The organism is Micromonospora sp. NPDC002296 (genome assembly GCF_040296145.1).
GTDB lineage: Bacteria > Actinomycetota > Actinomycetes > Mycobacteriales > Micromonosporaceae > Micromonospora.
This window is the reverse complement of record NZ_JBEOWQ010000058.1, coordinates 1-25,135: the sequence shown is the minus strand read 5'-3', so window position 1 is coordinate 25,135 and position 25,135 is coordinate 1. Positions and strand designations below refer to the sequence as shown.

At 73.3% G+C, this 25,135-nt stretch carries 25 protein-coding genes and 1 pseudogene; 11 read left to right on the top strand and 15 right to left on the bottom strand.

Translation table 11 applies throughout. The annotated features are described in order from the left end of the window. The first annotated feature begins 150 nt into the window (after window positions 1–150). Window positions 151–858, top strand: a complete 708-nt coding sequence (locus ABT023_RS26395) for a thymidine kinase (RefSeq protein ID WP_350889100.1) — start codon at window positions 151–153, stop codon at window positions 856–858. A gap of 15 nt (window positions 859–873) precedes the next feature. Here ABT023_RS26395 and ABT023_RS26390 read toward each other — a convergent pair whose 3' ends face one another. Continuing rightward, a complete protein-coding gene (locus ABT023_RS26390) occupies window positions 874–1,332 on the bottom strand; it encodes an Rv0361 family membrane protein (RefSeq protein ID WP_350889098.1) in 459 nt (152 codons plus the stop codon). A gap of 120 nt (window positions 1,333–1,452) precedes the next feature. Between ABT023_RS26390 and ABT023_RS26385 the strand changes: the two genes are divergently transcribed. Further along, on the top strand, window positions 1,453–3,159 hold the full coding sequence (locus ABT023_RS26385) for an acyl-CoA dehydrogenase family protein (protein ID WP_350889096.1): 1,707 nt from the start codon (window positions 1,453–1,455) through the stop codon (window positions 3,157–3,159). Window positions 3,160–3,202: 43 nt separating this feature from the next. Here the strand turns inward: ABT023_RS26385 and ABT023_RS26380 are convergent, their stop codons facing one another. The 4 genes from ABT023_RS26380 to ABT023_RS26365 form a co-directional block, all read right to left on the bottom strand. After that, entirely contained in the window at window positions 3,203–4,204 is a 1,002-nt protein-coding gene (locus ABT023_RS26380; RefSeq protein WP_350889095.1) for a tyrosine-type recombinase/integrase, read from the bottom strand. A 240-nt stretch (window positions 4,205–4,444) separates the two neighbouring features. Next, window positions 4,445–4,870 carry an Hsp20/alpha crystallin family protein gene (locus ABT023_RS26375; RefSeq protein WP_350889093.1) on the bottom strand — a complete coding sequence of 142 codons (426 nt, stop codon included), beginning with the start codon at window positions 4,868–4,870 and terminating at the stop codon, window positions 4,445–4,447. 206 nt (window positions 4,871–5,076) lie between these two features. Continuing rightward, window positions 5,077–5,481: a DUF6069 family protein gene (locus ABT023_RS26370; protein ID WP_350889092.1), complete on the bottom strand. Its 405-nt coding sequence runs from the start codon at window positions 5,479–5,481 to the stop codon at window positions 5,077–5,079. Between the two features lie 77 nt (window positions 5,482–5,558). Further along, window positions 5,559–6,026: a MarR family winged helix-turn-helix transcriptional regulator gene (locus tag ABT023_RS26365; RefSeq protein WP_350889090.1), complete on the bottom strand. Its 468-nt coding sequence runs from the start codon at window positions 6,024–6,026 to the stop codon at window positions 5,559–5,561. A gap of 148 nt (window positions 6,027–6,174) precedes the next feature. Here ABT023_RS26365 and ABT023_RS26360 point away from each other — a divergent pair, with 148 nt between their 5' ends. Both ABT023_RS26360 and ABT023_RS26355 read left to right on the top strand, forming a co-directional pair. Further along, the gene (locus tag ABT023_RS26360) at window positions 6,175–7,017 is read left to right on the top strand and encodes a TIGR04222 domain-containing membrane protein (protein WP_350889089.1); all 843 of its coding nucleotides are present in this window, start codon (window positions 6,175–6,177) and stop codon (window positions 7,015–7,017) included. Between the two features lie 47 nt (window positions 7,018–7,064). Next, complete coding sequence (locus tag ABT023_RS26355) at window positions 7,065–7,535, top strand: HNH endonuclease (protein WP_350889087.1); 471 nt, start codon at window positions 7,065–7,067, stop codon at window positions 7,533–7,535. A gap of 826 nt (window positions 7,536–8,361) precedes the next feature. Here ABT023_RS26355 and ABT023_RS26350 read toward each other — a convergent pair. Beyond that, complete coding sequence (locus ABT023_RS26350) at window positions 8,362–8,868, bottom strand: NUDIX domain-containing protein (protein ID WP_350889085.1); 507 nt, start codon at window positions 8,866–8,868, stop codon at window positions 8,362–8,364. A 168-nt stretch (window positions 8,869–9,036) separates the two neighbouring features. On the opposite strand from ABT023_RS26350, the gene ABT023_RS26345 reads away from it, so the two are divergent. Next, the gene (locus ABT023_RS26345; RefSeq protein WP_350889084.1) at window positions 9,037–9,729 is read left to right on the top strand and encodes an AAA family ATPase; all 693 of its coding nucleotides are present in this window, start codon (window positions 9,037–9,039) and stop codon (window positions 9,727–9,729) included. 110 nt (window positions 9,730–9,839) lie between these two features. Then, window positions 9,840–10,094, top strand: coding sequence for a hypothetical protein (locus tag ABT023_RS26340; protein WP_350889083.1), 255 nt, complete (start codon window positions 9,840–9,842; stop codon window positions 10,092–10,094). 318 nt (window positions 10,095–10,412) lie between these two features. Here the strand turns inward: ABT023_RS26340 and ABT023_RS26335 are convergent, their stop codons facing one another. From ABT023_RS26335 to ABT023_RS26325, 3 genes are all read right to left on the bottom strand, one after another. Further along, window positions 10,413–11,108 (bottom strand): class I SAM-dependent methyltransferase, encoded by a 696-nt coding sequence (locus ABT023_RS26335; RefSeq protein ID WP_350889082.1) that lies wholly within the window; start codon window positions 11,106–11,108, stop codon window positions 10,413–10,415. Window positions 11,109–11,457: 349 nt separating this feature from the next. Beyond that, window positions 11,458–12,543 (bottom strand): hypothetical protein, encoded by a 1,086-nt coding sequence (locus ABT023_RS26330; RefSeq protein WP_350889081.1) that lies wholly within the window; start codon window positions 12,541–12,543, stop codon window positions 11,458–11,460. Continuing rightward, on the bottom strand, window positions 12,543–12,863 hold the full coding sequence (locus ABT023_RS26325; RefSeq protein WP_350889079.1) for a PadR family transcriptional regulator: 321 nt from the start codon (window positions 12,861–12,863) through the stop codon (window positions 12,543–12,545). The genes ABT023_RS26330 and ABT023_RS26325 overlap by 1 nt, the downstream gene beginning before the upstream one ends. Before the next feature lie 476 nt (window positions 12,864–13,339). On the opposite strand from ABT023_RS26325, the gene rox reads away from it, so the two are divergent. Together rox and ABT023_RS26315 are read left to right on the top strand one after the other, a co-directional pair. Further along, window positions 13,340–14,767, top strand: a complete 1,428-nt coding sequence (gene rox / locus ABT023_RS26320; protein WP_350889078.1) for a rifampin monooxygenase — start codon at window positions 13,340–13,342, stop codon at window positions 14,765–14,767. A gap of 129 nt (window positions 14,768–14,896) precedes the next feature. Next, window positions 14,897–15,469 carry a maleylpyruvate isomerase N-terminal domain-containing protein gene (locus ABT023_RS26315; protein ID WP_350889076.1) on the top strand — a complete coding sequence of 191 codons (573 nt, stop codon included), beginning with the start codon at window positions 14,897–14,899 and terminating at the stop codon, window positions 15,467–15,469. Between the two features lie 97 nt (window positions 15,470–15,566). Here the strand turns inward: ABT023_RS26315 and ABT023_RS26310 are convergent, their stop codons facing one another. The 3 genes from ABT023_RS26310 to ABT023_RS26300 form a co-directional block, all read right to left on the bottom strand. Next, window positions 15,567–17,912, bottom strand: a complete 2,346-nt coding sequence (locus ABT023_RS26310) for a glycosyl hydrolase family 18 protein (RefSeq protein ID WP_350889075.1) — start codon at window positions 17,910–17,912, stop codon at window positions 15,567–15,569. A 171-nt stretch (window positions 17,913–18,083) separates the two neighbouring features. Beyond that, a complete protein-coding gene (locus ABT023_RS26305) occupies window positions 18,084–18,560 on the bottom strand; it encodes a DnaJ family domain-containing protein (protein WP_350889074.1) in 477 nt (158 codons plus the stop codon). Window positions 18,561–18,632: 72 nt separating this feature from the next. Then, entirely contained in the window at window positions 18,633–19,208 is a 576-nt protein-coding gene (locus ABT023_RS26300; RefSeq protein WP_350889073.1) for a GNAT family N-acetyltransferase, read from the bottom strand. A 217-nt stretch (window positions 19,209–19,425) separates the two neighbouring features. Between ABT023_RS26300 and ABT023_RS26295 the strand changes: the two genes are divergently transcribed. Continuing rightward, the gene (locus ABT023_RS26295) at window positions 19,426–20,076 is read left to right on the top strand and encodes a LysE family translocator (RefSeq protein WP_350889072.1); all 651 of its coding nucleotides are present in this window, start codon (window positions 19,426–19,428) and stop codon (window positions 20,074–20,076) included. Window positions 20,077–20,092: 16 nt separating this feature from the next. On the opposite strand, the gene ABT023_RS26290 is transcribed toward ABT023_RS26295, so the two are convergent. From ABT023_RS26290 to ABT023_RS26280, 3 genes are all read right to left on the bottom strand, one after another. Then, window positions 20,093–20,917: an SDR family NAD(P)-dependent oxidoreductase gene (locus ABT023_RS26290; protein WP_350889071.1), complete on the bottom strand. Its 825-nt coding sequence runs from the start codon at window positions 20,915–20,917 to the stop codon at window positions 20,093–20,095. Beyond that, window positions 20,914–22,230, bottom strand: coding sequence for a flavin-containing monooxygenase (locus ABT023_RS26285; RefSeq protein ID WP_350889070.1), 1,317 nt, complete (start codon window positions 22,228–22,230; stop codon window positions 20,914–20,916). The genes ABT023_RS26290 and ABT023_RS26285 overlap by 4 nt, the downstream gene beginning before the upstream one ends. 62 nt (window positions 22,231–22,292) lie before the next feature. Beyond that, window positions 22,293–22,934, bottom strand: coding sequence for a TetR family transcriptional regulator (locus ABT023_RS26280; RefSeq protein WP_350889101.1), 642 nt, complete (start codon window positions 22,932–22,934; stop codon window positions 22,293–22,295). Between the two features lie 79 nt (window positions 22,935–23,013). Here ABT023_RS26280 and ABT023_RS26275 point away from each other — a divergent pair, with 79 nt between their 5' ends. Beyond that, window positions 23,014–24,363 carry an MFS transporter gene (locus ABT023_RS26275; RefSeq protein WP_350889069.1) on the top strand — a complete coding sequence of 450 codons (1,350 nt, stop codon included), beginning with the start codon at window positions 23,014–23,016 and terminating at the stop codon, window positions 24,361–24,363. A gap of 40 nt (window positions 24,364–24,403) precedes the next feature. After that, window positions 24,404–25,135, top strand: a pseudogene (locus ABT023_RS26270) (hypothetical protein); the annotation flags it as partial.

The window sequence follows — 25,135 nt, the reverse complement described above, 5'->3', positions numbered from 1 at the left end:
ATTATTATTCTTTAGCGGCGTCCTCACCCCGGGCGGGGCTAACCCCCCGGGGGTGGGGGGGGCCCGGCGGGCCGGGGGGGTTGCCGCCGGCGGGGGGGGCCCCCCCCACCGGACCGATTGCCAGCCGTCGATGGGCTAGGCTGCCCCGACGTGACCGACGACGCCGCCCCGATCTGCCTGGCCCGGCCCCTCCCCGGCCCGGACGACACCCGTGCCGGCTGCGCCGCAGCCCGGGGCGTCGACGGCCGCCCGCTGCACGCCGCCGCGCTGAAGTTCTTCTGGGGGCCGATGGACTGCGGCAAGTCCACGATGGCACTGCAGATGAACTACAACCACGCCCGGCAGGGTCGCCGTGGCCTCGTCACCACCCGCATCGACCGGTCGCTGGGCCCGCAGGTCACCACCCGCATCGGCCTGGCCCACTCCGCGATCGAGGTCACCGACGGCCTCGACCTGCGCGACCTGGTCCGCGACGCCTGGGCCGAGGGGGTCCGGGTGGACTACCTCATCTGCGACGAGGCGTCGTTCTACGACCTCGAACACATCGAGCAGATGGCGGAGCTGGTCGACAACTACGACGTCGACGTGTACGCCTTCGGCCTGGCCACCGACTTCCGGTCCTGCCTCTTCCCCGCCGCCCGGCGGCTGTTCGAGCTGGCCGACTCCGTCGCCCGCATCCAGGTGGAGGTGCTGTGCTGGTGCGGCCGGGAGGGGCTGCTCAACGCCCGCGTCGTGGACGGCCGGGTCGTCCGCGAGGGCGAACAGGTCGTCATCGGCGACACCGCGAACAGCGCGCAGGTGCGCTACCAGGTGCTGTGCCGGCGACACTACCGCGCCGGGGACCTCGGCGGCCGGTGACAGCCCGCCGACGGGTCAGTACGGGTCCCCGCACACCCGCCAGCCGTCGGACTCCCGCACCACGGGCAGCTCCCGCTGTTCGCTGCCGCCGCCGTCGCGGGTCAGCCGCACCGCCACCGTGCCCCGGGGACGGCCGCCTCGGGTGGCCACCGCCACGTCGGTGATCTCGTAGCCGGTGACCTGCGGCGGGGTCCGCAGCCACGCGGCGAAGCCCGCCGCGCTCCACCGGCCGCGCGCGTCGGCGCACAACCGCCCGTAGGCCCGGTCGGCGTCGCCGGCGGACACCTCCCGCAGGAACCCGTCGGCGGTCTCCCGCACCGGGCCGCTGGACCCGGTCACCACCTGCACGTTCCACGCCCCCAGACCGGCCACCCCGACCAGGCACAACCCCAGCCCCGCGCCGGCGGCCAGCAGCCCGGTGCGCACCGGCCGGCGCCGCCGGGCCGGCCGGCTCCACGACCGCTCACCACCCATCACCTCCGACCGTAGGCGGCCGGCCGCCAACCCGCAGCAACTCGCCCCCGGTCGCCTCCGGGGCACACATCGTCTACCGTCGGCGCACACCCCGACGCGAGCGCCCCCGGAGGCGAGACGATGACCCGTTACGTGCAGCCGGTGCCCACCCCCCAGGACCCGTACACCGGGGACCGCCTGCTGCGGTCCTGGCTGCGACGGCAGCTCGGCGCGGACGGACACGACGCCGCGCAGGGCCGGCTGACCGACCTGGCCGCCGACGTGACCGGGCCGCTGCGCGCCGCGCACGCCGACGCCGAGGCCCACCCGCCGACCCTGGTCCGCTACGACCCGTGGGGCGCCCGCGTCGACCGCGTCGACACCTCCGCCGGCTGGCAGGCCCAGCGCGCCGCCGCCGCCCGGCACGCCGTGGTCGCCCTGCCCTACCTGGAGTCGGCGCGCGGCACGTGGGGCGCCGCCACCCGCGTCGTCCAGCACGCCCTGCTGCACCTGTACGGGCCGGAGTCGGCCACCTTCTCCTGCCCGGTGGCGATGGCCGACGGCGCGGCGGCGCTGCTCAACCTCCCCGAGGTCGACGCGGGCGTCCGCGACGCGTGGCTGCCCCGGCTCACCTCCACCGACCCGGACACGGCGATCGTCAGCGGGCAGTGGATGACCGAGTCGCAGGGCGGCTCCGACCTGTCCCGCTCCACCACCACCGGCCGGCCCGCCGCCGACGGGTCGTGGCGGCTGACCGGGGACAAGTGGTTCTGCTCCGCCGCCGACGCCCCGATGGCGGTGGCCCTGGCGCGGCCCGAGGGCGCCGGCCGGGGCAGCCGGGTCCTCGCCCCGTTCCTGGTGCCCCGCTACGCCGCCGACTCGCCGCTGGCCGGAGCCACCGCCGCCGCCGACTCACCGGCGCCCGGGGTCACCGTGCACCGGCTCAAGGACAAGCTCGGCACCTGGGCGCTGCCGACGGCCGAGATCGGGCTGCGCGACGCGTACGCGCTGCCCCTGGGCGACCCGGCCGTGCCCGGTCTGGTCCGGGCGATGACCCTGGTGGTGGTGACCCGGGTGCACAACGCCTCCGCCGCGGCCGGCGGGATGCGCCGCGGCCTGGCCTACGCCCGCGCGTACGCCGACGCCCGTACCGCCGCGGGTGGGCGGCTGGCCGACAACCCGCTGCACCGGGCCACCCTCGGCACCCTCGCCGTCGACGCCGCCGCCGCGTTCGCCCTGGCCGGGCACGCGTTCGCGCTGCTCGGCCGGGTGGAGGTGGGCGCCGACCCGGACGCCGCCGCCGAGCTACGGGTGGTCGCCCCGCTGGCCAAGCTCGCCACCGGCCGGCTCGCCGTCAGCTCCGCCAGCGAGTACGTGGAGTGCTTCGGCGGCGCCGGGTACGTCGAGGACACCGGCGTGCCCCGGCTGCTGCGCGACGCTCAGGTCCTGCCGATCTGGGAGGGCACCACCAACGTGCTCGCCCTGGACGTGCTGCGCGCGGTCACCCGGGAGGACGCCGGCGCGCCCCTGCTGCGCCGGCTGGCCGCAGCCGTGGACCTGGCCCGGCCGCTCTCCCCCGCCCTGGCCGACACCCTCGCCGCGGTCACCGGGGAGCTGACCACCGCACTGGCCGACGTCACCGCCGACCCGCGGGCCGCCGACGTGGTCGCCGGGGCGCGCGGGTTGGCGTTGCGCCTGGCGGCGGCGCTGGCCTGCGCCCTGCTCGTCGAGCACGCCGCGTGGGGCGACGAGCAGGCCGAGGTCGCCGCCCGGCTGTGGGCCCGGCGGCGGCTGCGCCACGAGGACATCTCCGGCGACGCCCACCAGCACCTCGACCTGCTCTGCTGAGCGGGCCCCGACCGCCGGGCGCGTCGGGTGCGACGTCGGGGTTTCAGCTCCGGCGCCGCGCCCGCGCCGCCCAGATCACGTACGCCGGGTCACGGTCGAGGTTGTGCCGGTCCCGGTCGTAGCGTCGAGTGGTCCGCGGGTCGGCGTGCCCCATCGCGTCCTGCACGTCCTCCAACGGCACCCCCTCCGCCCGGGCGGTGGTGGCGAACGCGTGCCGCAGCGAGTGCGGGGACAGCTTCGCCCACGCCGGGATGCCCGCGGTGCGGGCCAGCCGCCGGACCAGCCGGAACACCGAGTGCCGATCCAGCCGGGCGCCGGTCGCGGTGACCAGCAGCGGACCGGTCAACTCGGGCACCGCGACCCCCTGCGTCGCGGCCCGCTCGGTCAGGTAGGCGTCCACGGCGTACGCGGTGGACGGGGTCAACGCCCGCCGACGTGGCTTGCCGCCTTTGCCGACGAACCGGACGCTGCGGTGCCCCCGCTCCGCACCCAGGTCGGACAGGTTCAGCGAGACCAGCTCACCCACCCGCAGTCCCAGGTCGGCCAGCAGCCCCACCGCCGCCCGGTTACGCGCCGCGGTCGGCCCGGTCTCGGCCTCCGCGGCGGCCAGCAGCGTGTCCACCTCCTCGGGGGTGAGACCCACCGTCGCCGAGTGGTCCCGGTCGACGCGGGGCCGGTCGGCCCCGGAGACCGGGTTCGCCTCGACGGCGCGCAGCTTCACCAGGAAGTCGTACCAGCTGGACAGGGCCGACAGTTTGCGGGCCACGGTGGCTGGGGTCAGCGGCTGGCCGCTGCGCGCGGCCGGCGTCGCCTCCAGGGACCGGCCGTAGGAGTTGACGTCGAGGAAATTCGCCCGCAGCGGGTCCAGGTCCCGGGCCGCGCACCAGGCCAACCAGCCGGCGACGTCCCGCCGGTACGCGTCGCGGGTGTGCTCGGACAGCCGCCGGTTGCGCAGCCACGCCTCGGTGAAGTCGCCCGGCCCCGCGCCGGAAAGGGCCGGGCGGGCCGACGGACGGGACAGCACCGGGAACTCGGAGGGCTGCATGTGAGGAAGACTCTCAGCCGGCGGTCGGATCGCCGGTGAGGCGCGCCCGGCGGTTTTTCCCCGCCCTCGTTGATTGTCACCGGGAAACTGACGGCTACCGCGCGGGATTGGCGGCTTCGCCCGGAGCCCACCGCCACCATGTCGGCCGGGCCCGCAGCGGCCACAGGTCCGGGTTGCCCGGCAGCGGACGTGACCGGGGGCGGGCGGTCACGTCGGCCGCCCGCCCCCGGTGTCGAAAAATCAGGCGTTGATCTCTTTGCGACCGTTGCCGGTGGCCGTGACGGTGACCCGGCGGGGCTTGGCGCGCTCCGCGACGGGGATCCGCAGGGTCAGCACACCGTTGTCGTAGCCGGCCTCGAGCTTGTCGGTGTCGAGGGTGTCGCCGAGGAACAACTGCCGGCTGAAGGTGCCCATCGGGCGTTCGGCGGCGACCATCTCGACGCGCTCGCCGGTGGGGCGCCGGCGCTGCGCGCGGACGGTCAGCACGTTGCGTTCCACCGTGCAGTCGATGCTGTCGGGGTCCACCCCCGGCAGATCGAACGCGGCGTAGAAGTGGTCCCCGTCGCGGTAGGCGTCCAGGTGCATCACCGCGGGACGGGAGGTGGTGCCGAAGAACTGCTCGGCAAGCCGGTCGATCTCACGGAACGGGTCGGTACGCATCAGCATGGTGTGCCTCCTCGGGTCTCCTGGCCGAAGGTGCCATGTTGAGCCTTGGTGACTCAACTTCCTGGTTCTTATTTATCGCACGCCGCCGTCGTCGTCAACCGCCGCCGACGCGTTGAGCGGCGGTGCTCCAGGCCGGGTGCTGTGGCTGGCCCTCACCCGTGCAGGCCGCCGTCGGCGGCCTGCACGGGTGGGCGGTGGCGTGCGGGTCAGCGCCGCCAGTTCGGCAGCAGCGGGATCAGAACACCGGCCACCGCGAGGTGCATCACCCCGAGGGCCACCTTGGCGCCGGTGGACGCGTCGGCGGCGAACACCGGCACGAAGGACACCAAGGTCACCACGACCGCCACCACCGTCCAGATCAGCGCGGCCCGGCCGGTGAAACGCTCCAGCAAGGCCAGCAGCGCCCAGCCCAGCAGGGCCGAGACCAGCGCGAAGGCGATAACCGCACCCACGTTCACCTCGATCGTGCGGTCGGGGTTGACCACGGCATAGTCGACGCCGGCGATCCAGCCGACCACCCAGATCACCACGCACGACAGCACGGCGGCGGCGACGGCGACGAGCCGTCGCCGCCGGGGGGACGTGGTGGTGGGTTGCACGGTCGTGCTCATGCTCGCTCCTCGAGTGGGGGGATGATCCTCGATGCGACCGTATCAGATAGTCCCGTTCGGAATCATCCCGTCATCCACTAGCACCCTCGGGCCGGGCCGCGCTGGCCACCGGCCAGCCGACCTGCGACGAGCACGCCGATCGCGTCGAGGAACGCCGTCCGGTCGGGCTCCGGCAGCGCTTCCAGCACATCCTGCTGGATACGCGCGGCGACCTCCTGCGCCCGGCGCAGGACCTCCTCCCCCTGCGGCGTCACCGCGACCAACCGCGCCCGCCGATCCGTCGGGGACGGCTGCCGCCGCACCAGGCCGGCGGCCTCCAACTGGTCCAGGGTGACCACCATGGTGGTCTTGTCGATGCCGCACAGATCACCGAGCTGACGCTGGGTCAACCCGCCCGACTGCGCCCGCAACAGGATGCAGTGCGCCCGGGGCGAGATCCCCACCTCGGCCAGGCCGGCGGCATGCTCGCTCGTCAGGGCCTGGCTGGCCCAGCTGAGCAGGAACATCAAGTCGGGGGGCCGGCCGTCCGGCGCGCACGATGTCATGTCCCGAGGCTAACAATATGGTCCGCCGCGGGATCGTTTCGCGGCGGACCAACACTCCGCGTGACCCTGACAGAACCACACCGGCGCGCCCGGAAGCACGACGAGGCCGGCGCGGTGGCCGAGCGCCCACCTCATCCATACTGGACGCGTGCTCTGGGGTGTCGACGGTCCGCAGTTCCTGGTGGACTACGTGGTGGCGGTGGCCGTGGCGCTCACCGTTGCCCTGTCCGTACGCTGGCTGACCGGACGGCGTACCCGGGGCCGCGAACCCGGCGTGACCGCCCTGGCGTACCTGACCGACCGCACCGTTCTGGCCTGCCAGGTCGCCGCCGCCGCGCTGTGCCGCGCCGGGGTGCTGCGGGTGGGTGAGCTGTCCACCATGGTCGCGACCGGGCCGCCCCCCGCCCGGTCGGGCCCCCTCGTGCGGGCCGTGCACGCTGCGGTACGGCAGCCGCAGACCTGGGCGGCGGTGCTCGCCGACCCGGGCGTCAACCAGGTGCTGCGCCGGCTGGTCGCCCGCCTGCTGCGCGACGGCTGGCTGCTGACCCCCTGGCAGCGCCGCCGCATCGCCCTCGCCGCGCTGCCGCTGTTCGGGGTGGCCGCCGTGGGCATCCTCCGGCTGGCCGAGAGCGCCCTGCTGTCCCGCGACGTGGGCGGGCCCGCCTCCGTCGTCGGCCTGCTCCTGGCCTGTGGGGCCACCCTGCTCGGCGGGTGGCGGCTGTGCGAGGTGCCGGAGATCGGGGCCACGGCCCGCCGGCTGCTGCGCCGCACCCGGCGCGCCCATGCCGACCTGGACCCGCAGCACCGGCCGGTCTGGCGCGAACGCGGCGCCGGCGAACTGCTGACGGCGATGGCACTGTACGGGCCACGCCCGCTGCTCGCCGTCGACCCGACCTTCGCCGAACTGGTCGGGGTACGCGACGAGAGCCCTCGCCCGCCGACTCCCCGGCAACTCGCGCGCCGCGAACGGCGCGGCGCTCTGCGCCGGTGACAGGACCGGGGGCCGGGAACGTCGCAGGACGTCCCTACAGTGAGGCCATGCTGTCCGACGTCAACGGTCTGGCGCGTCACTTCACCCCGGAAAGCCTGCGGGAACATCTGCTCCAGCGCTCGGCACGTTCCGACGACGGCTGTCTCATCATCCGCGGTTACGGCACCCGACGCGGGGTCTACCAGAAGATCGCGCGCCGGGCGTGGGCGCACATAGCGGCGTACGCCGTGTTCGTCGGCGGTTACGACCCCACCCTGGACGTGCACCATGTCTGCGGTGTCAGGGACTGCGTCGAGCCGACCCATCTACAGCAGCTCACCCGGGCCGACAGCTGCCGCAGCCGTGTCCGCGAGCCCCGATGCCGCAACGGGCACGAGCGGGAGATCGACGACCGGACCGGGCAGTACCGGAGCGTGTGCCGGGCCTGCAACCGAGAGGCGCAACGTCGCCGGCGCGAGCGGGAGGCTGCCGCCGTGGCCCGCGCCCGCACCGCCCAAGCCGGGCCCTGGACCGGCTGACCCCCCAACGCCATCCCCCCCCGTTTCCGTGCGCGGGGCGCGGCTGGCCTGTGAGTCCGCCGGGTGGTCAGGCATTGACGGACGACGTGGGCGCGAGCGGGGCACCCGCGTCGTGCCTTGCCGCGGGGCGATGCTGACCGTCAGGCCGAGGGTGATGCCGCTCGCGGTGCCGACTCGGGTGGGCAGGTAGTCCTGCCTGAGCGTGACCTGGAGCGAGAACAGAACGCCCACTCGAACTGCATCTCGTCGGGCTTCCCAAGAGCAACAACCCTCTCGGGCTCGGCACGCCGACCGTGCTCGCCGTCAGCCCCCTGCTGCGGGCTGCACCCGGGCGGTGCGCACCATCCCAACTCCTTACGCACAATAACTGTCATTATGATGTGCTGGCTTTTTGCCCGCTTTGTCCGCCCTGATTACTGGATTGACGTAACCGGTAATCCAGTAATCAGGGTGGACGTCGGGAAGGGGTGGCGGCTGGCGCGGTCGGTGTCTGTCGGGTCTGCAGGTGAACTGGCGAACTCGTCAGCAGGTGGCAGTAGCAGACCCCTGCGGCGACGTACCCGGCGTGGTAGTTCGGGTTGCCTGGGGTTTCCGACAGGTCGTCGCGCTCTTCGAGGACGTGTCGAGTCAGGTACCAGGCCCGCTGTTCCCGGCATCCCGCCCGGTAGATGGGTCGCCACCTTCACGCCGGGGTCGGCGCCGGTCTGCCAGCAGGCCATGTCGTCGCGGTCCGCGACGGGTGCAGGGCTGATGCCGGTTCGACGTGTCGCTGATTAAGGTCGAACGCGGGTTGGTCACAGGTATGTGTGATCGCACCCGGAACTTGCTAGAGGCCGAGTTGGACCGGCTGGTCCGGCGTCCCCGCTGTGAGAAGTGCTGTCAAGGGTGTTGTGAGGTCGCGAGGCGAGAACAGCTCAGATCCCGTATAACCAGCGATTTCCGGGAGCTGCCACCACCGGAACGCGACCAGGTTCTCCTCCGCAGCGAGTTGGTCGTCTGTCAGCTCGCCGCAGGGCTGGAAGTGGTTCGCGCGGATGAGAAAGTAGTCGTTGATGATGCCGTCGAAGCCCGGCGCACGGTCGGCGGCCACGACTACCTGGTGCCAGACGTGCGGTGGATCGGCGGAGATCGCCAGGCCGGTCTCCTCACGCAGTTCACGGCGCAAAGCCGTCAGCCGGTCCTCACCGGGTTCGATGCCGCCGCCTGGGGCCGCCCAAACGGCCTTGGCCTGCTCTGGCACCGCCGGGTGAGGAGAGACGAACCGGCAGAGCAGGATCCGGTTGTCCTCATCAAGGATGATCGCGCGGACGGAGCGGCGCAGGTGCGACGTCACGGCATGTCGGACGCGGCGGCGAGGCGGATGATGATCGGCACCGCCGCAGGCTATCAACCGGCCGCTTGCCCCACCTTGTCAGCTGCGATCGTTGGGACCAGGCATTTCTCGGCAACGGCGGCCTCAAGGCTGACGCCTTGGCCCATACAGCCCCACCCGCACCGTCCCGTGACTGCGAACCGCGCCGGACACGACTACCAGGCCGACCAGGTCACCGCATCTCTGCCCGAAAGTCCGAGAACCACCATGGGAGAAACCATGCATCCCACCGGCACGTTCGTCGTCATCACCGGAGGGCCCGGAGCAGGAAAGACCACTCTGATCCATGGCCTCCGGCAGCAGGGGTTCACCTGCGTCGACGAGGCCGGCCGGCAGATCATCCGCGACCAGACCACCATCGGCGGGCGCGCACTGCACACCGCGGACCAAATCCTGTTCGCAGAGATCATGTTGGCCTGGGAAATGCGGTCCTACCGCCAGGCCGCCCACCATGACAGCACCGTGTTCTTTGATCGCGGCATACCCGACCTCGTCGGCTACTACCTCCTGCTCAATCGTCCCGTTCCGCGGCACGTCTCCGCCGCAGCCGACCTGTTCCGCTATCACCAGCACGTCTTCATCGCCCCGCCCTGGCCACACATCTATGCCACCGACAGCGAACGCCAACAGGACTTCGATGAGGCTGTCCGCACCCACGACGCCATGGTCACCGCCTACACCCGGCACGGCTACGAACTGATCGAGCTTCCGGAGACCGACCCCGCCTCCCGGCTGGCCTTCATTCACGAGCACCTGAGCACTGCCAGCGCGACAAGCTCACAAGTGCTGTCCCCTTTGGTGGAGTCACGGCGACCGGCGTGATCGCGACCCATCGTCGGCGTGGGCTTGATGCAGGCGATGTTCGATGAGGAATTGGAGCGTGGCGAACCGTTGGCCGCCCTGAGCGCGAGTGCGGGTTCTCCCCGGCGACGGTGCGCGTTCGTTGGGAGTTGGAGCGCAGCGACGCCCGCTTCATCGACTTCGAGCCGCCGGCAGGGTCGTTGGAGCTGGTGGACGCCGCGACGGCACGGCAGGCCTGGCCGCAGGTCCACGAGCAGATTCGGCATCGTCAGATCGGGGAGCTCGCCCCGCAGCCTGACCGGTGGGACGGCCTGTCCCACGAGGCCACCGGCACTGACGGGCCGACGCGGTACCTGGTACATCGCGCCGCGCACGGGAGCCCTTGACGGCGCCGCGAACCTCCAGCTCCCGTGGTCCCCATTGCCGGAACACGCCGGAACGCTCGTCGTCGGTGAATCTCGGCCCTGACCCCGGATGCCTACCGGACCATGCAGGGGCTTCCGAGAGATCCTGCAAGACGGACCAACCCCCACACCGCGCGGTGCAGGCGCTGGGCCTGCGGAGACCGTGTAGCCAGCAGGGCTCGTCACCGCGGTCCACTACGGCCTGTCCTGTCGATCATGTGAGCCAGGCCAGTTCGCCTCCGAGGGCATAGGTCCGGACGGCCGTAGGAACACGTCCCCTGCGCTGCCCGGAGTTTCCTCCTAGGCGGACTCCAGGACGAAGAAGAGGAAACACATGAAGGACCCGGAACCCTTGACGGGTGGGAGCAGCTCCGCAGGAGTCTCCGGAGAAGGGGGCGGCTCGCTGATCGTCGCGATGCGAAACCCAGCAGCAGCGAAAGCGTCTGTCATGGCGTGCAGCGGCCGGTGCCAGAAGGTCAGCCACACGGTCTGGCCGTTCAAGACGTAGTCCTCGGAGTACTCCGTAAGCGCAAAGTAGTCTGCCTCGGAATACTCGATCGCATAGCCTGCGGGATGGTTGACCGAGAGCATCAGGCGACCGCCTGGCTTCAGCACGCGACGCAGCTCGGCGAGAGGGCCGGACCAGTCCTCCAGGTAGTGCAGGACCAGGGACGCGACGACGTCATCGAACTCGGCGTCTGCGAACGGCAGCGGCGCGCTCAGGTCCGCCACGTGCAAGTCGGCGTCCTCACCCAGCCTCTGGCGGGCCAGGTCGACCATGGCCGCACTCGCGTCAAAGCCGGTGACCACGGCACCCTTGGCGCGTAGCGCAGCTGACAACGGGCCGGAACCGCACCCCGCGTCGAGGATTCGGCGGCCCGAGACGTTGCCGGCGAGGCGAAGCATTGCGGGCCGCTCGTAGTAGGCGTTGAAGAGGCCGGCCTCGTTCTCTGCCGAGTAGGCGTCCGCAAAGTTGTCGTAGTCGCTTGTGGCCACCGTGACCCCATTCCTACCAAAGCCGCGTGGGTGCGGCAAACAAGCACCCGGCTCGTGCGCGTGCGCCAGGATCCGATCCAACGTTCCGTCCGCCGCCGCACCCGCTCATGGCGGCTTTCCATGGCCCACAGCGTTCGTGCAGGCCTGTCACGGCGTCCCGGTCAGCAGTTTCCAGAATCCCCGTTGATCACCTGCCGGTGATGCACTCGCGGAAGCAGAGATGGCCGCCCCGGACCTGCGCCCGGTGGTACTCGATCGTGCGGCCCGTCCACTCGTGGGGCCCGAACTCGGCTGGCTCGACACCGACCTGCCGTGCCACGAACTCGACCGCTTTCGCCCGGCGGCCTAATCACGACGGAGCGGTCGTGGGCGCCGCCACGGCGCGCGGGCGTGGGAGTGCGGCCAGCGCCAGGCCGAGCAGGGCGCAGCCGCCACCGACGACGAAGAGCAGCGAGAACGTCGGCTGGCCCAGCCATTCCCACATCGGGTGCCACGACGGATGCGGTTCGTCGAGATGGTGGTACGCCGTCAGTGGTGCCGCGAACAGGGTCGGCGCCCACCACAGGACCATGGTCGCACCGAACAGGGTCGTGGCGACCCCGCCCGTCAGGCGCCGCCCGTCGGTGCGGCGGCTTGCCCAGCCGAACAGCAGGAAGGCGACGACCGCGCCCGCGAGCCCGCCGACGACCGCGAACGGGTAGACGGCCGGCGGCGTCGCGCGTTGGAAGGTCGCCGTGAGGAACGTACCGTCCGCGGTGGACCCGGAGTTCACCTGGAGCGTCAGCGTCGTGTTCCCGCGCCGCGCGACGAGGGTGGTGTCCGTCGGAATCGCCGACGGATCGCACGGCGGCCCGATGCACTCGTACATGTTGCGCACGATCGGCCTGTACACCGTCCAACCGGTCTCCCGCAGCCGCTGCCGGGTCAGGTCGATCGTCTCCTGCGGCGACTGGCTCGGAATGCCGTCGACGGCCCCGCCGACGCCATTCAACGCGTATTCGGCGCCGTCGCCGAACAGCATGTCGTTGGCGGCAGCCCAGCTGAGCGGCTGGCCGTAGATGACGAACATGGCCGGCGCGTCCTCGATGCCGCGGAAGTCCTGCCCGGGCAGGACTTCCGCGAGCATGGCCCGGGTCTGCGCGGCCCGGGGCAGCGGTCCGGCCGTCTCCCAGCCGGCGCGGACGGCGAACGCGGCGGCGAATACCCCGCTGATGATCGCGGCCAGGACCGCCCAGGCGGCGACGGTGCGGCTGGCGGGGCGACCGAGGCGGGCCCGCAGCCCGTGCCGGATCAGGTTGGCGGCCTCACGCACCGTCGGCCGGGTGCGCCCGGGCGGGGTCGCCTCGATCAGGGTCGCGAGCAGTTCCTCGCGGCGGTGGGCGCGCGGGTAGCAGAAGAGCAGCCGGCGATACCGTCGGGCGAGCGGCCCCGTCATCAGACGATGCCTGGGCGGAGGGCGCGCAGCCGGGCCTCGGCCGCGCCGGTGAGCTGGCGCAGGCGGGCCGTCTCGACCGTCAGGGCCGTCAGCCCCGGCGCGGTGAGCCGGTAGTAGTGGCGCACCCGGCCGTCGACCTCCTCGTCGCGGTCGTGTTCCACGAGCCCCTCGGCGGTCAGCCGGTCGAGCGCGGTGTAGAGCGTGCCGGTGAGGAGTTTGACCCGGCCGTCGGAGAGCGTCTCGACCTCCTGGACGATGCCGTACCCGTGGCGAGGGGCGCCGGTGAGCGCGGTGAGGATGAGGAACGTCGGTTCACGCATCGGCTTCACATCGCGAAGAATATATAGATGATCAATATATCGTCAACGGATCCTTGCCGGCAGTTCGACCGGGAACCTGTGGCGGTACGCGTGCGTGGGTCCGTGCGTCGGTACCCGGCCGGCTGACGGTGCTCGTTCGCAATCCGCAGCGGTAGTTCCTCACCCACAGCAGGCCGACAAAAGGTAGTGGCAAGGAGATTATCCACTCCTTGCCACTCTCAATATATAGCGCACCGGGGGTCTTGCGGCAAGACCCGGGTCGTGCCGCAGAATCTCCAGCCGAAGCCAGAACCTGCGGTAATCAGGGATTCGCGAAGTGCGTTCCCTCTGGTCGACGGCGGGGTCTCGCGGGACGTCGAACCGCTGGTGGGAATCGCGGTGCGGTTGCGGGCACTCGGCGCGGAGGTGCGGGTGTCCGCGCCACCGGACTGCGCGGGCGACTGGCCGAAATGCAAGCTTGTTCATTGGGGGTTTCCATGATTGACGTAATCATTGCCGGCGGCGGACCGACCGGCTTGATGCTGGCCAGCGAGCTGCGGCTGCACGGCGTGCACACGCTCGTGCTGGAGAAGGAGAAGGAGCCCATTGGGTACGTCCGCGCGCTCGGCCTGCACGCGCGCAGCATCGAGGTGATGGACCAACGCGGTCTGCTGGAGCGATTCCTCGCGCTCGGCCAGCAGTACCCGGCCGGCGGGTTCTTCGCCGGCATCCCCAAGCCGTCGCCGGGCCGGCTGGACACGGCACATCCGTACGTCCTCGGCATCCCGCAGACCATCACCGATCGCCTGCTGGCCGAGCACGCCATCGAGGTCGGCGTCGAGATCCGGCGCGGCGGTGAACTGGTCGGGTTGGGCCAGGACGACCACGGGGTGACCGTCGAGCTCGCCGACGGCACGCGGTTGCGCTCGCGCTACCTCGTCGGCTGCGACGGCGGCCGGAGCACGGTGCGCAAGCTGCTCGGCGTCGGCTTCCCCGGCGAGCCCACCAGGGTCGACACGCTGCTGGGCGAGATGGAGGTGGCCGTGCCGCCGGAGACGCTGACCGCCGTGGTGACCGAGGTCCGCAGGACGCAACTGCGGTTCGGCGCCGGGCCCCTCGCGGACGGGGCGTACCGCATTGTCGTGCCCGCCGAGGGGGTGGCCGAGGACCGTACGGTCCCACCGACCCTTGAGGAGTTCAAGCAACAGCTGCGGGTCCACGCCGGTACCGACTTCGGCGTGCACTCACCGCGCTGGCTCTCCCGCTTCGGCGACGCCACCCGGCTGGCCGAGCGCTACCGGGTCGGCCGGGTGCTGCTGGCCGGCGACGCGGCGCACGTCCACCCGCCGTTGGGCGGGCAGGGGCTCAACCTCGGCATCCAGGACGCGTTCAACCTGGGCTGGAAACTGGCCGCCGAGGTCAACGGCTGGGCACCGGAGGGGCTGCTGGACAGCTACCACGCCGAACGGCACCCGGTGGCCGCCGACGTGCTGGACAACACCCGTGCGCAGATGGAACTGCTGTCCGTCGAGCCGGGCCCGCAGGCAGTGCGCCGGCTGGTGGCGGAACTGATGAACTTCGAGGACGTGAACCGGTACCTGACCGAGAAGATCACCGCGATCGGGGTCCGCTACGACTTCGGCCAGGGCCATGAGCTGCTCGGCCGACGGCTGCGGGACGTGGGGTTGAAGCGGGGCCGCCTCTACGAGCTGATGCACGGCGGCCGGGGGCTGCTGCTCGACCAGACCGGCCGGCTCTCGGTGGCGGGTTGGGCAGATCGGGTCGACCACGTCGTCGACGTCAGCGAGGAACTGGACGCGCCCGCCGTGCTGCTGCGGCCCGACGGCCACGTGGCGTGGGTCGGTGAAGACCAGCAGGATCTGCTCAGCCACCTGCCCAGATGGTTCGGCGCCGCCGGAAGCTGAGCGCGCTGCGGTGAATCGAAAGGACGGGACAGGGATGCTCACATGAACCTTCCCCACCAAGACGGCCGGCACCAGCGTGGGGGCCGCCTCGCTGGTCAGATCACATCGAGAACTGACAATCGGAGGACGATGCAGGCGGGTGGGGCGCACGTCCGGGCCGCGACCGACGCGATGCTCGGCGCGCTCAGGCCGCACACCGGTCGGGACTGGACCGTCCCGGCGGGCACGCTGCAGTGGAGCTGCTGGGCCACGGCCGCGCACCTGGCCCACGACCTGCTCGCGTACGCCGGGCAGGTGGCCGGCCGGCCCTCGGGCGGCTACCTGCCGTTCGACCTGACCGTCTCCCCCGCCGCGACTCCCGCCGAGGTCCTGGCCGTCGCCGCCGCCTGCGGCGGCCTGCTCGCCACGGCCCTCGACGCCGCCGACCCGGGCCTGCGGGCCTGGCACTTCGGCTCCTGCGATCCGGCCGGGTTCGCCGCCATGGGCGTCGCCGAGGCCCTGTTGCACGCCCACGACGTCGCCCGGGGCCTCGGGGTGACCTGGCAGCTTCCCGACCGGCTCGCCGCTGTCGCGCTGGACCGGCTGTTCCCCGAGGCCCCGCCGGGCCCGCCGGCGCAGGTGCTGCTGTGGATGACCGGCCGGACGGAGTTCGACGGCCGGCCGCGCCGCACCTCGTGGACGTGGCAGGCCGCGCTGCCCTGAACCATCGAGGCCGACGGCGGGAACGCCGGCTTCCGAACCCGTCTGACGGTGAGGCCGGGGGCGGCGGGGCCACCGCGCCGCCGCCCCCGGGTCGTTGTCAGCGCGGTGACGGCAGGCCGGTGTCCACCGCGGACATCAGGGTGCCGGCGGTGGTGTCGCCGGACATCTCCCAGATCATGCCGCCGAGCAGGTTCTGCTGCTTGACCCAGGTGCTCTTCTGGCCGATCGCCCACGGGTCGTCGAAGGTCCACCACTGCCCGCCGTTTCCGGTGAAGCAGTACGACGAGACCGACTGGGTGTCGTGTTGGACGGTGCAGCCGGGCACCATCGCGAGCAGGTTGGCGTACCCGCGGGTGCCCGCCTCCTCGGCGAACTGGCCGGGCGCCGCCCCGGTGGCGGTCTGCCACTCACCGTTGGCCGAGCCGCCGCCCGGCAGGGTCCCGGCGGCCACCCCCTGCCAGCCGCGGCCGTAGAAGGCGAATCCTACGGTGAGCTGGCGCGGGTTGACCCCGGCGGCGGTGTAAGCGCGCACGGCGCGTTCGACGCTGAACTCGAACGGGTACGGGTCCTGCGCGTCGCGGTACAGGTTGCCCTGGTGCCCGGTGCGGTTCGGCTCCCACGAGTTGTCGCTGCCGGCGCCGTGGAAGTCGTACCCCTGCACGTTGGCGAAGTCGAGGTAGTCGAAGACGCTCGGCGTGCCGTCGGCGCGGCTGATGTCCCACCCCGCATCGATCTTCGCCGGATCGGCCGGGGTGAACGCGGTCAGCAGGTACTGCTTGCCGGTGGTCGCGCCGAGCTCGTTCATCTGCCGGCGGAACTCGGCGAGCAGCGCCGTGTTGTTGGCCTTGTCCTGCGGCCCCCAGTGGTTGCCGGGGTGCCCTTCGGCGCCGGGCCACTCCCAGTCGAGGTCGATGCCGTCGAAGATGCCGGCCGCGGTGCCCGGCCCGCCGGAGTTGCCGGCCACCGGCAGGTTTCCCCGCAGGTAGATGTCCAGGCACGAGCGGACCAGCTTCTCCCGGCTCGCGGGGGTCGCCGCGGCATCGGAGAAGAACTTGGAGTACGTCCAGCCTCCGAGCGAGATCAGGATCTTCAGGTGCGGGTGCTTGGCCTTGAGCTTCTTGAGCTGGTTGAAGTTGCCGCGCAGCTTCTCCCAGCCGGTGTCGGCCACGCCGTCCACCGACTGCGCCGCGCTGAACGGTCGGCCGTAGTCGGCGTCGGCGTCGCCCGCGCCGGTGCCCTGGTCAGGGTCCTGCGGGTTCTGGGTGGTGCCCCGGGTGACGCCTTGCAGGCAGGTCAGGTTCACCGGGTCGAGGTTGGCGAAGGAGTAGTTGATGTGGGTCAGCTTCGCCGCGGCCCCGGACGTGTCGAGGTTCTTCACGAAGTACTGCCGGCCGTAGATTCCCCATTGGACGAAGTAGCCGACCTTGGCGTACCGGCCGGCGCCCATCACGTCGCCGGTGGTGACGGTGACCGGCGTGCCGGCGGGCGAGACGTTGTCGTAGGTGTCGCGGGCGCGGACGGTGAAGGTGTACGCGGTCAGTGCGGTGAGTCCACCGACGGTGATGCTGGTGCCCGTGCCGTTGACCGTGGCGGCGAGCTGGGTGCCCCGGTAGACGTCGTACCCGGCGATGCCGCTGGCGTCGTTGACGGCGTTCCACGCGAGCGTGACGCTGTTGGCGGTCACGGCGGTGCTGCGCAGGCCACCGGGTGCCGGCGGGGCGACGGTGTCGTCGGCCGGGTTGAGTGTGGTGGCCGACGCGGTGGCGCTCGCCGGTGAGGTGTTGCCGCGGGTGTCCTTGGCCACCACGGAGAAGGTGTACGAGGTGTTCGGCGTCAGCCCGCCGACGGTCGCCGCGGTGCCGGTGACCGACGCGACGACGGTCCCGCCGCGCAGCACGTCGTACCCCGCGATCGGGAAGTCGGTGGCGGCGGCGGCGGACCAGGTCAGCGACACGGTCTTGGTGGTCCGCCCGCCGACCGTGAGGCCGGTCGGCGTGCCCGGTGCCCGGTCGGGGCTGCCGTCGCACTTGTTCCCGTTGACCCGGCAGTTCGTCGGCGCGGTGGCCGTGCCGGTCGCGATGTACCAGAAGCTGTACGGCTCGGTGCTGCCACCGGCCGCGACGGTGCCGTTGTAGTGCGCGTTGACGACGGTGACGTGGTCGCCGACCCGGGTGACGGTGCCGTGGTAGGCGTTGCCCATGGTCACCCCGGCCGGCAGGTCGAACTCGAGGGTCCACCCGGAGACCGCGGTCGCCGTCGGGTTGCTGATGACGTACTTGTCCATCCGCCACGAGCCGTTGTCGGACGAGGAGAAGTTGGCGGTGAGACCGGCCGCGGCGTAGGCCGCCGTCGACGGCGCGACGATGGCGCCGAACACGGCCAGCAGGACCGTGACGGCCAGCGGCAGGCGGGTGGCTCTTCGTGGACCGGTGCGACCGCCCATGGCGTCCTCCTTTTAGGAAACTTTCCTAAAAGTTAAATCGACGGCGATCGATAAGTCAAGGTCGCCGCCTGGCGCTGCTGCGTGCCGACACGCGAGCCGAGGGTGGCACCCCGCGAGCCGCCGACCTCATCGAGGACGCCCTGGGCTGACCGGCCGCGGGCGTCACCCCGGTCAGGCGCGGCGGCCCCAGGGCCGCCACCAGCCTCGACGGCTTCGCGGTGGCTGCGGCGGCTGCGGTGCGGGGCCGGTCTCCGCCCGGGACCGGTCCCGGGCGGCGCGCCACTGCCGGACCACCTCGTCGGCGTTGGCGGGCCGGACGACGACCCGCGGCCCGGTCGGGTTGCGCAGCCAGGCGAGGACCTGCGCGTTGAGGTCACCCACGTACGCCCGCACGGCCTGCTCGGTGGGCAGGTCCCGCACCTCGTCGGGGATCCGCTCGATGCGGCGGCGCAGTTGCAGCGGGGTGGGGAGCAGCAGCTCGGTGGGCAGCGCCTCGCGCTCCAGGAAGCTCTTGATCCACCACGACTCGTCGTACGGGGTGTTCCGTCCCGGGAGCGGTTTGCCCATGCCGGGCAGGTTGTCGAACTCCCCGCGCTCCTGGGCGGTGCGGATCTGCGCCTCGGCCGCCGCCTCCCACCTGTCGGTCACCGTCGCCACCTCCCGCGCCTGCCGAAACCCCTGCCGTCTGGGGCAGCGTCGCGTCGTCGCAGGGCATTCCCGTCAGGCCTGGACGCGGTGTGGGGCCGGCGGTGCCCCGCGGACGTGCCGGTGCCCGTCGCGGGGAAACGGCGCGCGGGCCGGCAGCACCTCCCGCAACAGGTAGCCGGTCTTCTCCGCGACCCGGCACGAGGCCAGGTTGTCGACCTGGTGCAGCAGTTCCAGCCGGGCCAGCCCGGTCGCGGCGAACCGGGCGAACGCCCAGTCGGTGACCGCCTCCACCGCCCGGGGCGCGACGCCGCGCCCACGCGCCCAGGCGGCCGTCCAGTAGCCCACCTCGGCGTGTTCGCGGCCGGGCAGGACCTCCTTGAGCACCACCGTGGCCACGAGCCGGTCCGCGGCGGCGGGCCGCGGCTCCAGCACTGCGAAGCTGAACCGGCTGCCGGCTGCCCAGCCCTGCCTGCTGCGGGTCACCCAACGCCGGGCGCCGTTGACGTCGTCGACGGGGCGCCGCACCCAGCGGCGCAGCTCCGGGTCGCGGTAGACCTCGATCAGCTCGGCGATGTCAGCGTCGCACCACGGGCGGAGCACCAGCTCGGGACGGTGGGCGGTCGCGGGGACCCGCAGCAGGACCGGCATCCCCGTAGTGTCGCCCATCACGCGGGCCGGTGCTGCCCGTCGAGGGGCCGGAGTGGACGGTGGGGATGGCCGCAAGCCGACCTCCCCAGGCGTTGCACCTGCCGCTGGGCGACGACCGGTTCGCCCCGGAGCCAACGCCTGCCGATTGGTCGGCGCGGAGGGCCCCGGGCACAGCTAGGCTCGACCGCGAACTCGAACGGGGAAGCGGGGGCGGGTCATGGTCGATGCGGCGGCGGTGCTGGGGATCGCGCTGGTGGCGTTGGGGCTGGTGCTGACTCCCGGCCCGAACATGGTCTACCTGGTGTCCCGGTCGGTGACGCAGGGCCGCCGCGCCGGGTTGGTGTCGCTGGCCGGGGTGGCGGTCGGGTTCGGTGTCTACCTGGCGGCTGCGGTCGCCGGCATCGCGACGGTGTTCGTGCTGGTGCCGGCGCTGTACACGGTGGTGAAGCTGGCCGGGGCGGGGTACCTGCTGTGGCTGGCCTGGCAGGCGGTGCGCCCCGGTGGCCGGTCGGCGTTCGCGCCGGCGCCGTTGCCGCCGGACCGGCCGCGGCGGCTGTTCACGATGGGCCTGGTCACGAACCTGCTCAACCCGAAGATCGCGATTCTGTACGTGTCGCTGTTGCCGCAGTTCGTGGATCCGGCGCGGGGGCACGTGGCGGCGCAGAGCCTGCTGCTGGGCGGCGTCCAGATCGTCATCGCGTTGACGGTGAACGCGTTGATCGTGCTGAGCGCCGGATCGGTCGCGTCGTTCCTGGCCGGCCGCCCCGCCTGGCTGCGGGTGCAGCGGTACCTGATGGGAACGGTGCTGGCGGCCCTGGCCGTGCGCATCGCGGCGGACCGGTCCCGGGCCGCCGCGGCCACGTTCTGACGGCCCGCCGCGCCGGTCAGCCGGCGGCGTCGCGGTGGCGGCGGACGAGGCCCTCGGCCAGCGGCGCGCCGTCGAGGTCACCGGCGGCGACCCGGCCGGCGACGGTGCGCCGCACGAGGCGGTCGGCGAGCGCGGGCGCGTGCCGGGCCAGGGCCAGCTCGAGGCGTCCCCGGGCGGTGGTGGAAACGTCGCGGGGCGCGCGTCGGGCGGTGGCCGCGCGCAGGATCGCCGCGACCACGCCCTCGACGGATTCCAGCCGGGACACCCCCCGCAGGGACAGGCCGGCGCGGGAGGTGCTGTCGTGGATGGGTGAGGCGACCATGCTGGGGTAGACGACGCTGACCCCGACGTGGGTGCCGACCTCCAGCCGCAGCGCGTCGGCGTACGCGACGAGGGCGCGCTTGCTGACCCCGTACGCGGCCGCGAGGGGCAGCGGCAGGACCGCCATCCGGCTGGCCACGAAGATCACCCGGCCGCGGGCGTCGACGAGGGCGGGCAGGGCGGCGGCGGTGGTCCGCCACGCGGCGAGCAGATTCACCTCGATCTGCTGGCGCACGGTGTCGTCGGGCGCCAGTTCGGCGGGGGCGGGTCCGCCGACGCCGGCGTTGTTGACCAGCAGGTCGAGGCCGCCGAGCCGGGCGACGGCGGCACGCACGCCCGCGGTCGTGGCGTGCGGGTCGGTCAGGTCGACGCCGAGCACCGGCACTCCGGCGGTGGTGCCGGGGTACAGGTCGAGGCCGATGACGCGGGCGTCGGCGGCGGCCAGGGCCGCGCACAGCGCGCGTCCGAAGGTGCCCCGGGCGCCGGTGATGACGACCCGGCGGCCGGTCAGGGCGCTCATCGCGCCGTCCGGGCCCGGCGGACGCCGGCGGCCAGTTCCCGGCGCAGGTCGGCCAGGTACGCGTCGAAGTCGACCCGCATCGCCGGTCGGCGCTGCCCCCACCGGGCGGTGGCGGCGCGCAGCTCGGCGCGACAGGCGGCCCGCCGCCGGTCCGCGTCGGGCAGGGCGTACCGGCCGGCCAGGTGCGCGGCGACGAGCCGGGCCTGCGCCTCGACCAGGGGGAACGCGGCCCCGGTGGACTGCATGAGCCCGACGAACGCCAGGCCGGGAGCGTCGAGGTGGAACACGTGCCGGTACAGCAGGAGGGTGTCGGGGCCGTCGCCGAGCAGCGCCGGGTCGAGGAAGTCCACGGCGACGCGGTAGCCGGTGCACCACACGACGAGGTCGACCTCGTCGACGCGGCCGTCGGTGAACTCGACCCGGTCGCCGTGGAAGGCGGCGATGCCGGGGCGGGTCTCGACGGCGCCGTGGGTGAGCCGGGACAGCAGCGTGTCGGACAGGGTGGGGTGGTCCTGCAGGAAGCCGTGGGTGGGGGCGGGCAGGCCGTAACGGGGCGGTGGGCCGACGGTGGCGGCGAGCATGCCCTGGCTGATCCGCTGGCGCAGCCGCCAGGGCAGCCGGCGCGCGAGCGCCCCGTTGAGGGTGTCCGCCGGGCGGCCGAGCAGGTACTTGGGCACCACCCACACCCCCCGGCGCAGGGACAGCAGGGTTCGTCGGGCGACGTGGGAGGCGTCCACGGTGATGTCCATCGCGGAGTTGCCGCCGCCGACGACGAGGACCCGCCGTCCGGTGAGCTGCTCGGGGCCCCGGTAGTCGTGGCTGTGCAGCTGTTCGGCGGCGCAGTCGCCCGGGTAGCCGGGCTCGGGTGGGCGGGGCACCCGGTTGTGGCCGTTGGCGACGACGACCGCCTCCACGTCGACCTCGACGGGGCCGTGCGGGCCGGTGGCCCGTACCGTCCAGCGGCCGTCGGCGCCGGGGGCGACGTGGGTGACGGTGTGTCGCAGTGCGACGGCGTCGAGCAGCCCGAAGCGTCGCGCGTAGTCGTGCAGGTAGCCGGCGACCCGCGTGTGGTCGGGGTAGTCGGGCCAGTGCGCCGGCATGGGGTGGTCGGCGAACTGGGTGCGGGTCCTGCTGGTGTTGAGGTGCAGGGTGCGGTAGGCGGGCGAGTCGGGGGCCCCGTACACCCACAGGCCGCCGACGGTGTCGGCGGCCTCGTAGGCCACGGCGGTGATGCCGACGTCGGCGAGGGCCTTGAGGGTGGCCAGGCCGGCGGCGCCGGCGCCGATGACCGCGACCCGTGGCGGTGCCCCCATGCGGTCCCCCTCGACAGTTAATCCAACGCTTGCCGGATAATGCGCGGGTCGGGCCCCGCCCGTCAAGCCGGCGGGCCGTACAGGGCGTCGAGCAGGCGGCGCAGGAACGCCCGGAATTCCCGCCGCTCCCGCGCCGGCGACCCGCCGGGGGTGGCCAGTGCCACCACGTGCGCGTGCACCGCCCACACCAGGCTGCGCACCGTGACGTGCGGGGTCGGCTCGACCAGTGCCCCGCCGGCCGTGGCGGCGGCCAGCAACTCCTCCACCAGGTCGTACAGGGGGGTGGCGTAGCGCTGGTCCAACTCGGCGTGCCGGTCCGGCTCCAGCCAGCGGCGCAGCCACAGCGCGGTGGTCTCCGGCCGGTCCTCCAGGAAGTCGACGAACACGTCGAGCAGGTCGTGCAGGGCGCGCCGGGCCTGCTGCGGCCCGGCGTCGAGGGCTTCGCGGGCGCGCGCCGCCCCGGCCTCCAGCACCGCCCGCTCGGCGGCGAACACCCGGGCGAAGCAGGCGTCGTAGAGCTGCGCCTTCGTACCTGTGTGGTGGGAGACCGTGGCCACGTCGACGCCGGCGGCCGCGGCGACCTCCCGCAGCCCGACGGCGTCGACGCCGCGGGCGGCGAACAGTGCGGTGGCGGCGGTCAGCACCACCTCGCGGGTGTCGCGGGTGTCGGAACGCCGGGGCCGACCCGGTCGCCGTCGGGGCATGGTCACGGCCGCCATTGTCCCCCTACAATCCGACGACCGTTGGATTGGGGGCGGCGTGCCGCCGGAGGGACGCAGACCTATGACCGGGCTCGACACCCGCGACCGCGCACCGGGCACCCGCCTGCCGCGCGGGCCGCTGCTCGGCTTCGCCACCGGCTCGCTCGGCATGGGCGTCTGGGTCACCGTACCCGGGTTGCTGCTGCTGTACTTCCTCACCGACGTCCTCGCCGTGGCGCCGTGGCTGGCCGGCCTGACGCTGCTGGCGCCGAAGGTCGCCGACGTGCTGCTGCACCCGTGGGTGGGGCACCGCTGCGACGTGCAGCAGGCCCGCCGCGGGGACCGGCGACCCCTGCTGCTGGTCGGCTGCCTGCTGCCGGTGGCGTTCGCCGCGCTGTTCGCCGTCCCCGGCGGACTCACCGGTGCGCCGGCGGCGGGCTGGGTGGCGGTGTGCTTCGTCGCCGGGAACCTGCTCTTCGCCGCCTACCAGGTGCCCTACCTGGCCACCCCGGCTGACCTGCGGATCGGCTACCACGAGCGGACCCGGCTGATGGCGTTCCGGATGGTGGTGCTCACCGCCGGGATCCTGGTCGCCGGCCTGCTGGCGCCGCTGCTGACGGGCGGGGACACCGCGACGCGGGCCGGCTACCAGCGGATGGGGCTGCTGCTGGGCGTGGGCACCCTCGCGGCGATGCTGGTCGGGATGGCGGGCATCGGCCGGCTGCGCCGGGCCGCCGGGACGTCGGGCGACGGCCACGCCCCGGGCGGGTGGCGGGCACTGGTCGCGGCGCTGCGCGACAGGCAGTTCCGCCGGCTGGTCGCCGCGTACCTGGCGATGTCGACCACCACGCACCTGGTGCTCGCCGGGGTGCCCTACTACGCCGAGTACGAGCTGGGCCGTCCCGCGCTGACCACCGTGCTGGTCGCGGCGTTCGTCGCCCCGGCGCTGCTGGTCACCCCCGGCTGGCTGGCGGTGGCCCGGCGGGTCGGCAAGCAGCGGGCGCTGCTGGCCGCGCAGGTCGCGTTCGCCGTCGGGTCGCTGGTGCTCGCCGTGGGCCGACCGGTGGGCCTGCCGGTGCTGGTCGCGGCGGTGGCGGTGCTCGGGGTGTCGTTCGCCGGGATGCAGCTGCTGCCGTTCGCGATGGTGCCCGACGTCATCCGCGCCGCGGGCGTCACCGGCGCGGGCACCTACACCGGGGTGTGGACGGCCACCGAGGCCACCGGCGCGGCGTTGGGCCCGTACGCGTACGCGCTGTGCCTCGCCGCCGGCGGGTTCGTCGCCTCGGCCGGCGGCGAGCCGGTCGCCCAGCCCGGCGCGGCGCTGACCGCGATCCGCTACGGTTTCGGGCTGCTGCCGGCCGCGCTGATGCTCGCCGCGGTGCTGGCGCAGCGCCGCTACACCCTCGACGGCGCGGCCCGCGCCGCCGGCTGACCCGCCGCCGGGTGGGCGGCGTGGCTAGACTTCCGCCTCGATGGACGCCCAGCCCTCCCCCACCGAGACCCGTCCCTGCGCGCACTGCGGCCGGGACGTGCCGCAGCGGGCCGGCGCTGGCCGGCCGTTCCGCTACTGCCGGGACAACGACGGCGCCTGCCAGCGGGCCTCACGCAACAACCGGATGCGGCACCGCAACGCCCCGGGCCTGCCCGGCCAGGTCGCCCGCACCTGGGAGGCCGTGGACCGGCTCGACCAGGTGGTGGAGACCCTCACCGAGGCGCTGCACGCCGAGCTGTCCCCGGCGGGGGTGGAGCGGCAGCTGGCGCAGCTACGCGCCGAGACCGCCGCCGAGCTGGCCCAGGCACACACCGAACGCGACGAGGCCCGCCGCGACGCCGAGGACGCGGCGGCGGGCGCCGCCCGGGCCCGTCAGGAGGCCCGCACGGCCGCAGCCGAGGCCGACGCCGCCCGCGAGCGGACCGAACGGGCCGAGGCCGACGCGGCCCGGGGCCGGGAGCGGGCCGACACCGCCGAGGCGGCCCGGGACTCCGCGCGCCGCGACAACGGGGCTGCGCAGGCGCTGCGGGTGCAGGCCGAACGGGACCGCGACGCCGCCCGGCACGAGCTGCGTACGGTGACCGGCGAACGCGACGACGAACGCCGGCGGGCCGCCGACCTGACCGCCGAGCGGGACACCGCCGCCGCTGACGCGCGGCGCTCCGCCGACGCGGCGGACGAGGCACGGCGGCGGGCCGGGCAGGCCGACGCC

Bases quoted from the DNA above. Each gene is read 5' to 3' on its own strand.
- ABT023_RS26330 (WP_350889081.1), bottom strand. From the start codon at position 12,543: ATGACGGGGCCGCTCGCCCGACGGTATCGCCGGCTGCTCTTCTGCTAC.
- ABT023_RS26355 (WP_350889087.1), top strand. From the start codon at position 7,065: ATGCTGTCCGACGTCAACGGTCTGGCGCGTCACTTCACCCCGGAAAGC.
- ABT023_RS26275 (WP_350889069.1), top strand. From the start codon at position 23,014: ATGACCGGGCTCGACACCCGCGACCGCGCACCGGGCACCCGCCTGCCG.
- ABT023_RS26290 (WP_350889071.1), bottom strand. From the start codon at position 20,917: ATGAGCGCCCTGACCGGCCGCCGGGTCGTCATCACCGGCGCCCGGGGC.
- ABT023_RS26310 (WP_350889075.1), bottom strand. From the start codon at position 17,912: ATGGGCGGTCGCACCGGTCCACGAAGAGCCACCCGCCTGCCGCTGGCC.
- ABT023_RS26385 (WP_350889096.1), top strand. From the start codon at position 1,453: ATGACCCGTTACGTGCAGCCGGTGCCCACCCCCCAGGACCCGTACACC.
- ABT023_RS26390 (WP_350889098.1), bottom strand. From the start codon at position 1,332: ATGGGTGGTGAGCGGTCGTGGAGCCGGCCGGCCCGGCGGCGCCGGCCG.
- ABT023_RS26285 (WP_350889070.1), bottom strand. From the start codon at position 22,230: ATGGGGGCACCGCCACGGGTCGCGGTCATCGGCGCCGGCGCCGCCGGC.
- ABT023_RS26280 (WP_350889101.1), bottom strand. From the start codon at position 22,934: ATGCCCCGACGGCGACCGGGTCGGCCCCGGCGTTCCGACACCCGCGAC.
- rox (WP_350889078.1), top strand. From the start codon at position 13,340: ATGATTGACGTAATCATTGCCGGCGGCGGACCGACCGGCTTGATGCTG.
- ABT023_RS26315 (WP_350889076.1), top strand. From the start codon at position 14,897: ATGCAGGCGGGTGGGGCGCACGTCCGGGCCGCGACCGACGCGATGCTC.
- ABT023_RS26375 (WP_350889093.1), bottom strand. From the start codon at position 4,870: ATGCTGATGCGTACCGACCCGTTCCGTGAGATCGACCGGCTTGCCGAG.
- ABT023_RS26370 (WP_350889092.1), bottom strand. From the start codon at position 5,481: ATGAGCACGACCGTGCAACCCACCACCACGTCCCCCCGGCGGCGACGG.
- ABT023_RS26295 (WP_350889072.1), top strand. From the start codon at position 19,426: ATGGTCGATGCGGCGGCGGTGCTGGGGATCGCGCTGGTGGCGTTGGGG.
- ABT023_RS26325 (WP_350889079.1), bottom strand. From the start codon at position 12,863: ATGCGTGAACCGACGTTCCTCATCCTCACCGCGCTCACCGGCGCCCCT.
- ABT023_RS26365 (WP_350889090.1), bottom strand. From the start codon at position 6,026: ATGACATCGTGCGCGCCGGACGGCCGGCCCCCCGACTTGATGTTCCTG.
- ABT023_RS26380 (WP_350889095.1), bottom strand. From the start codon at position 4,204: ATGCAGCCCTCCGAGTTCCCGGTGCTGTCCCGTCCGTCGGCCCGCCCG.
- ABT023_RS26300 (WP_350889073.1), bottom strand. From the start codon at position 19,208: ATGCCGGTCCTGCTGCGGGTCCCCGCGACCGCCCACCGTCCCGAGCTG.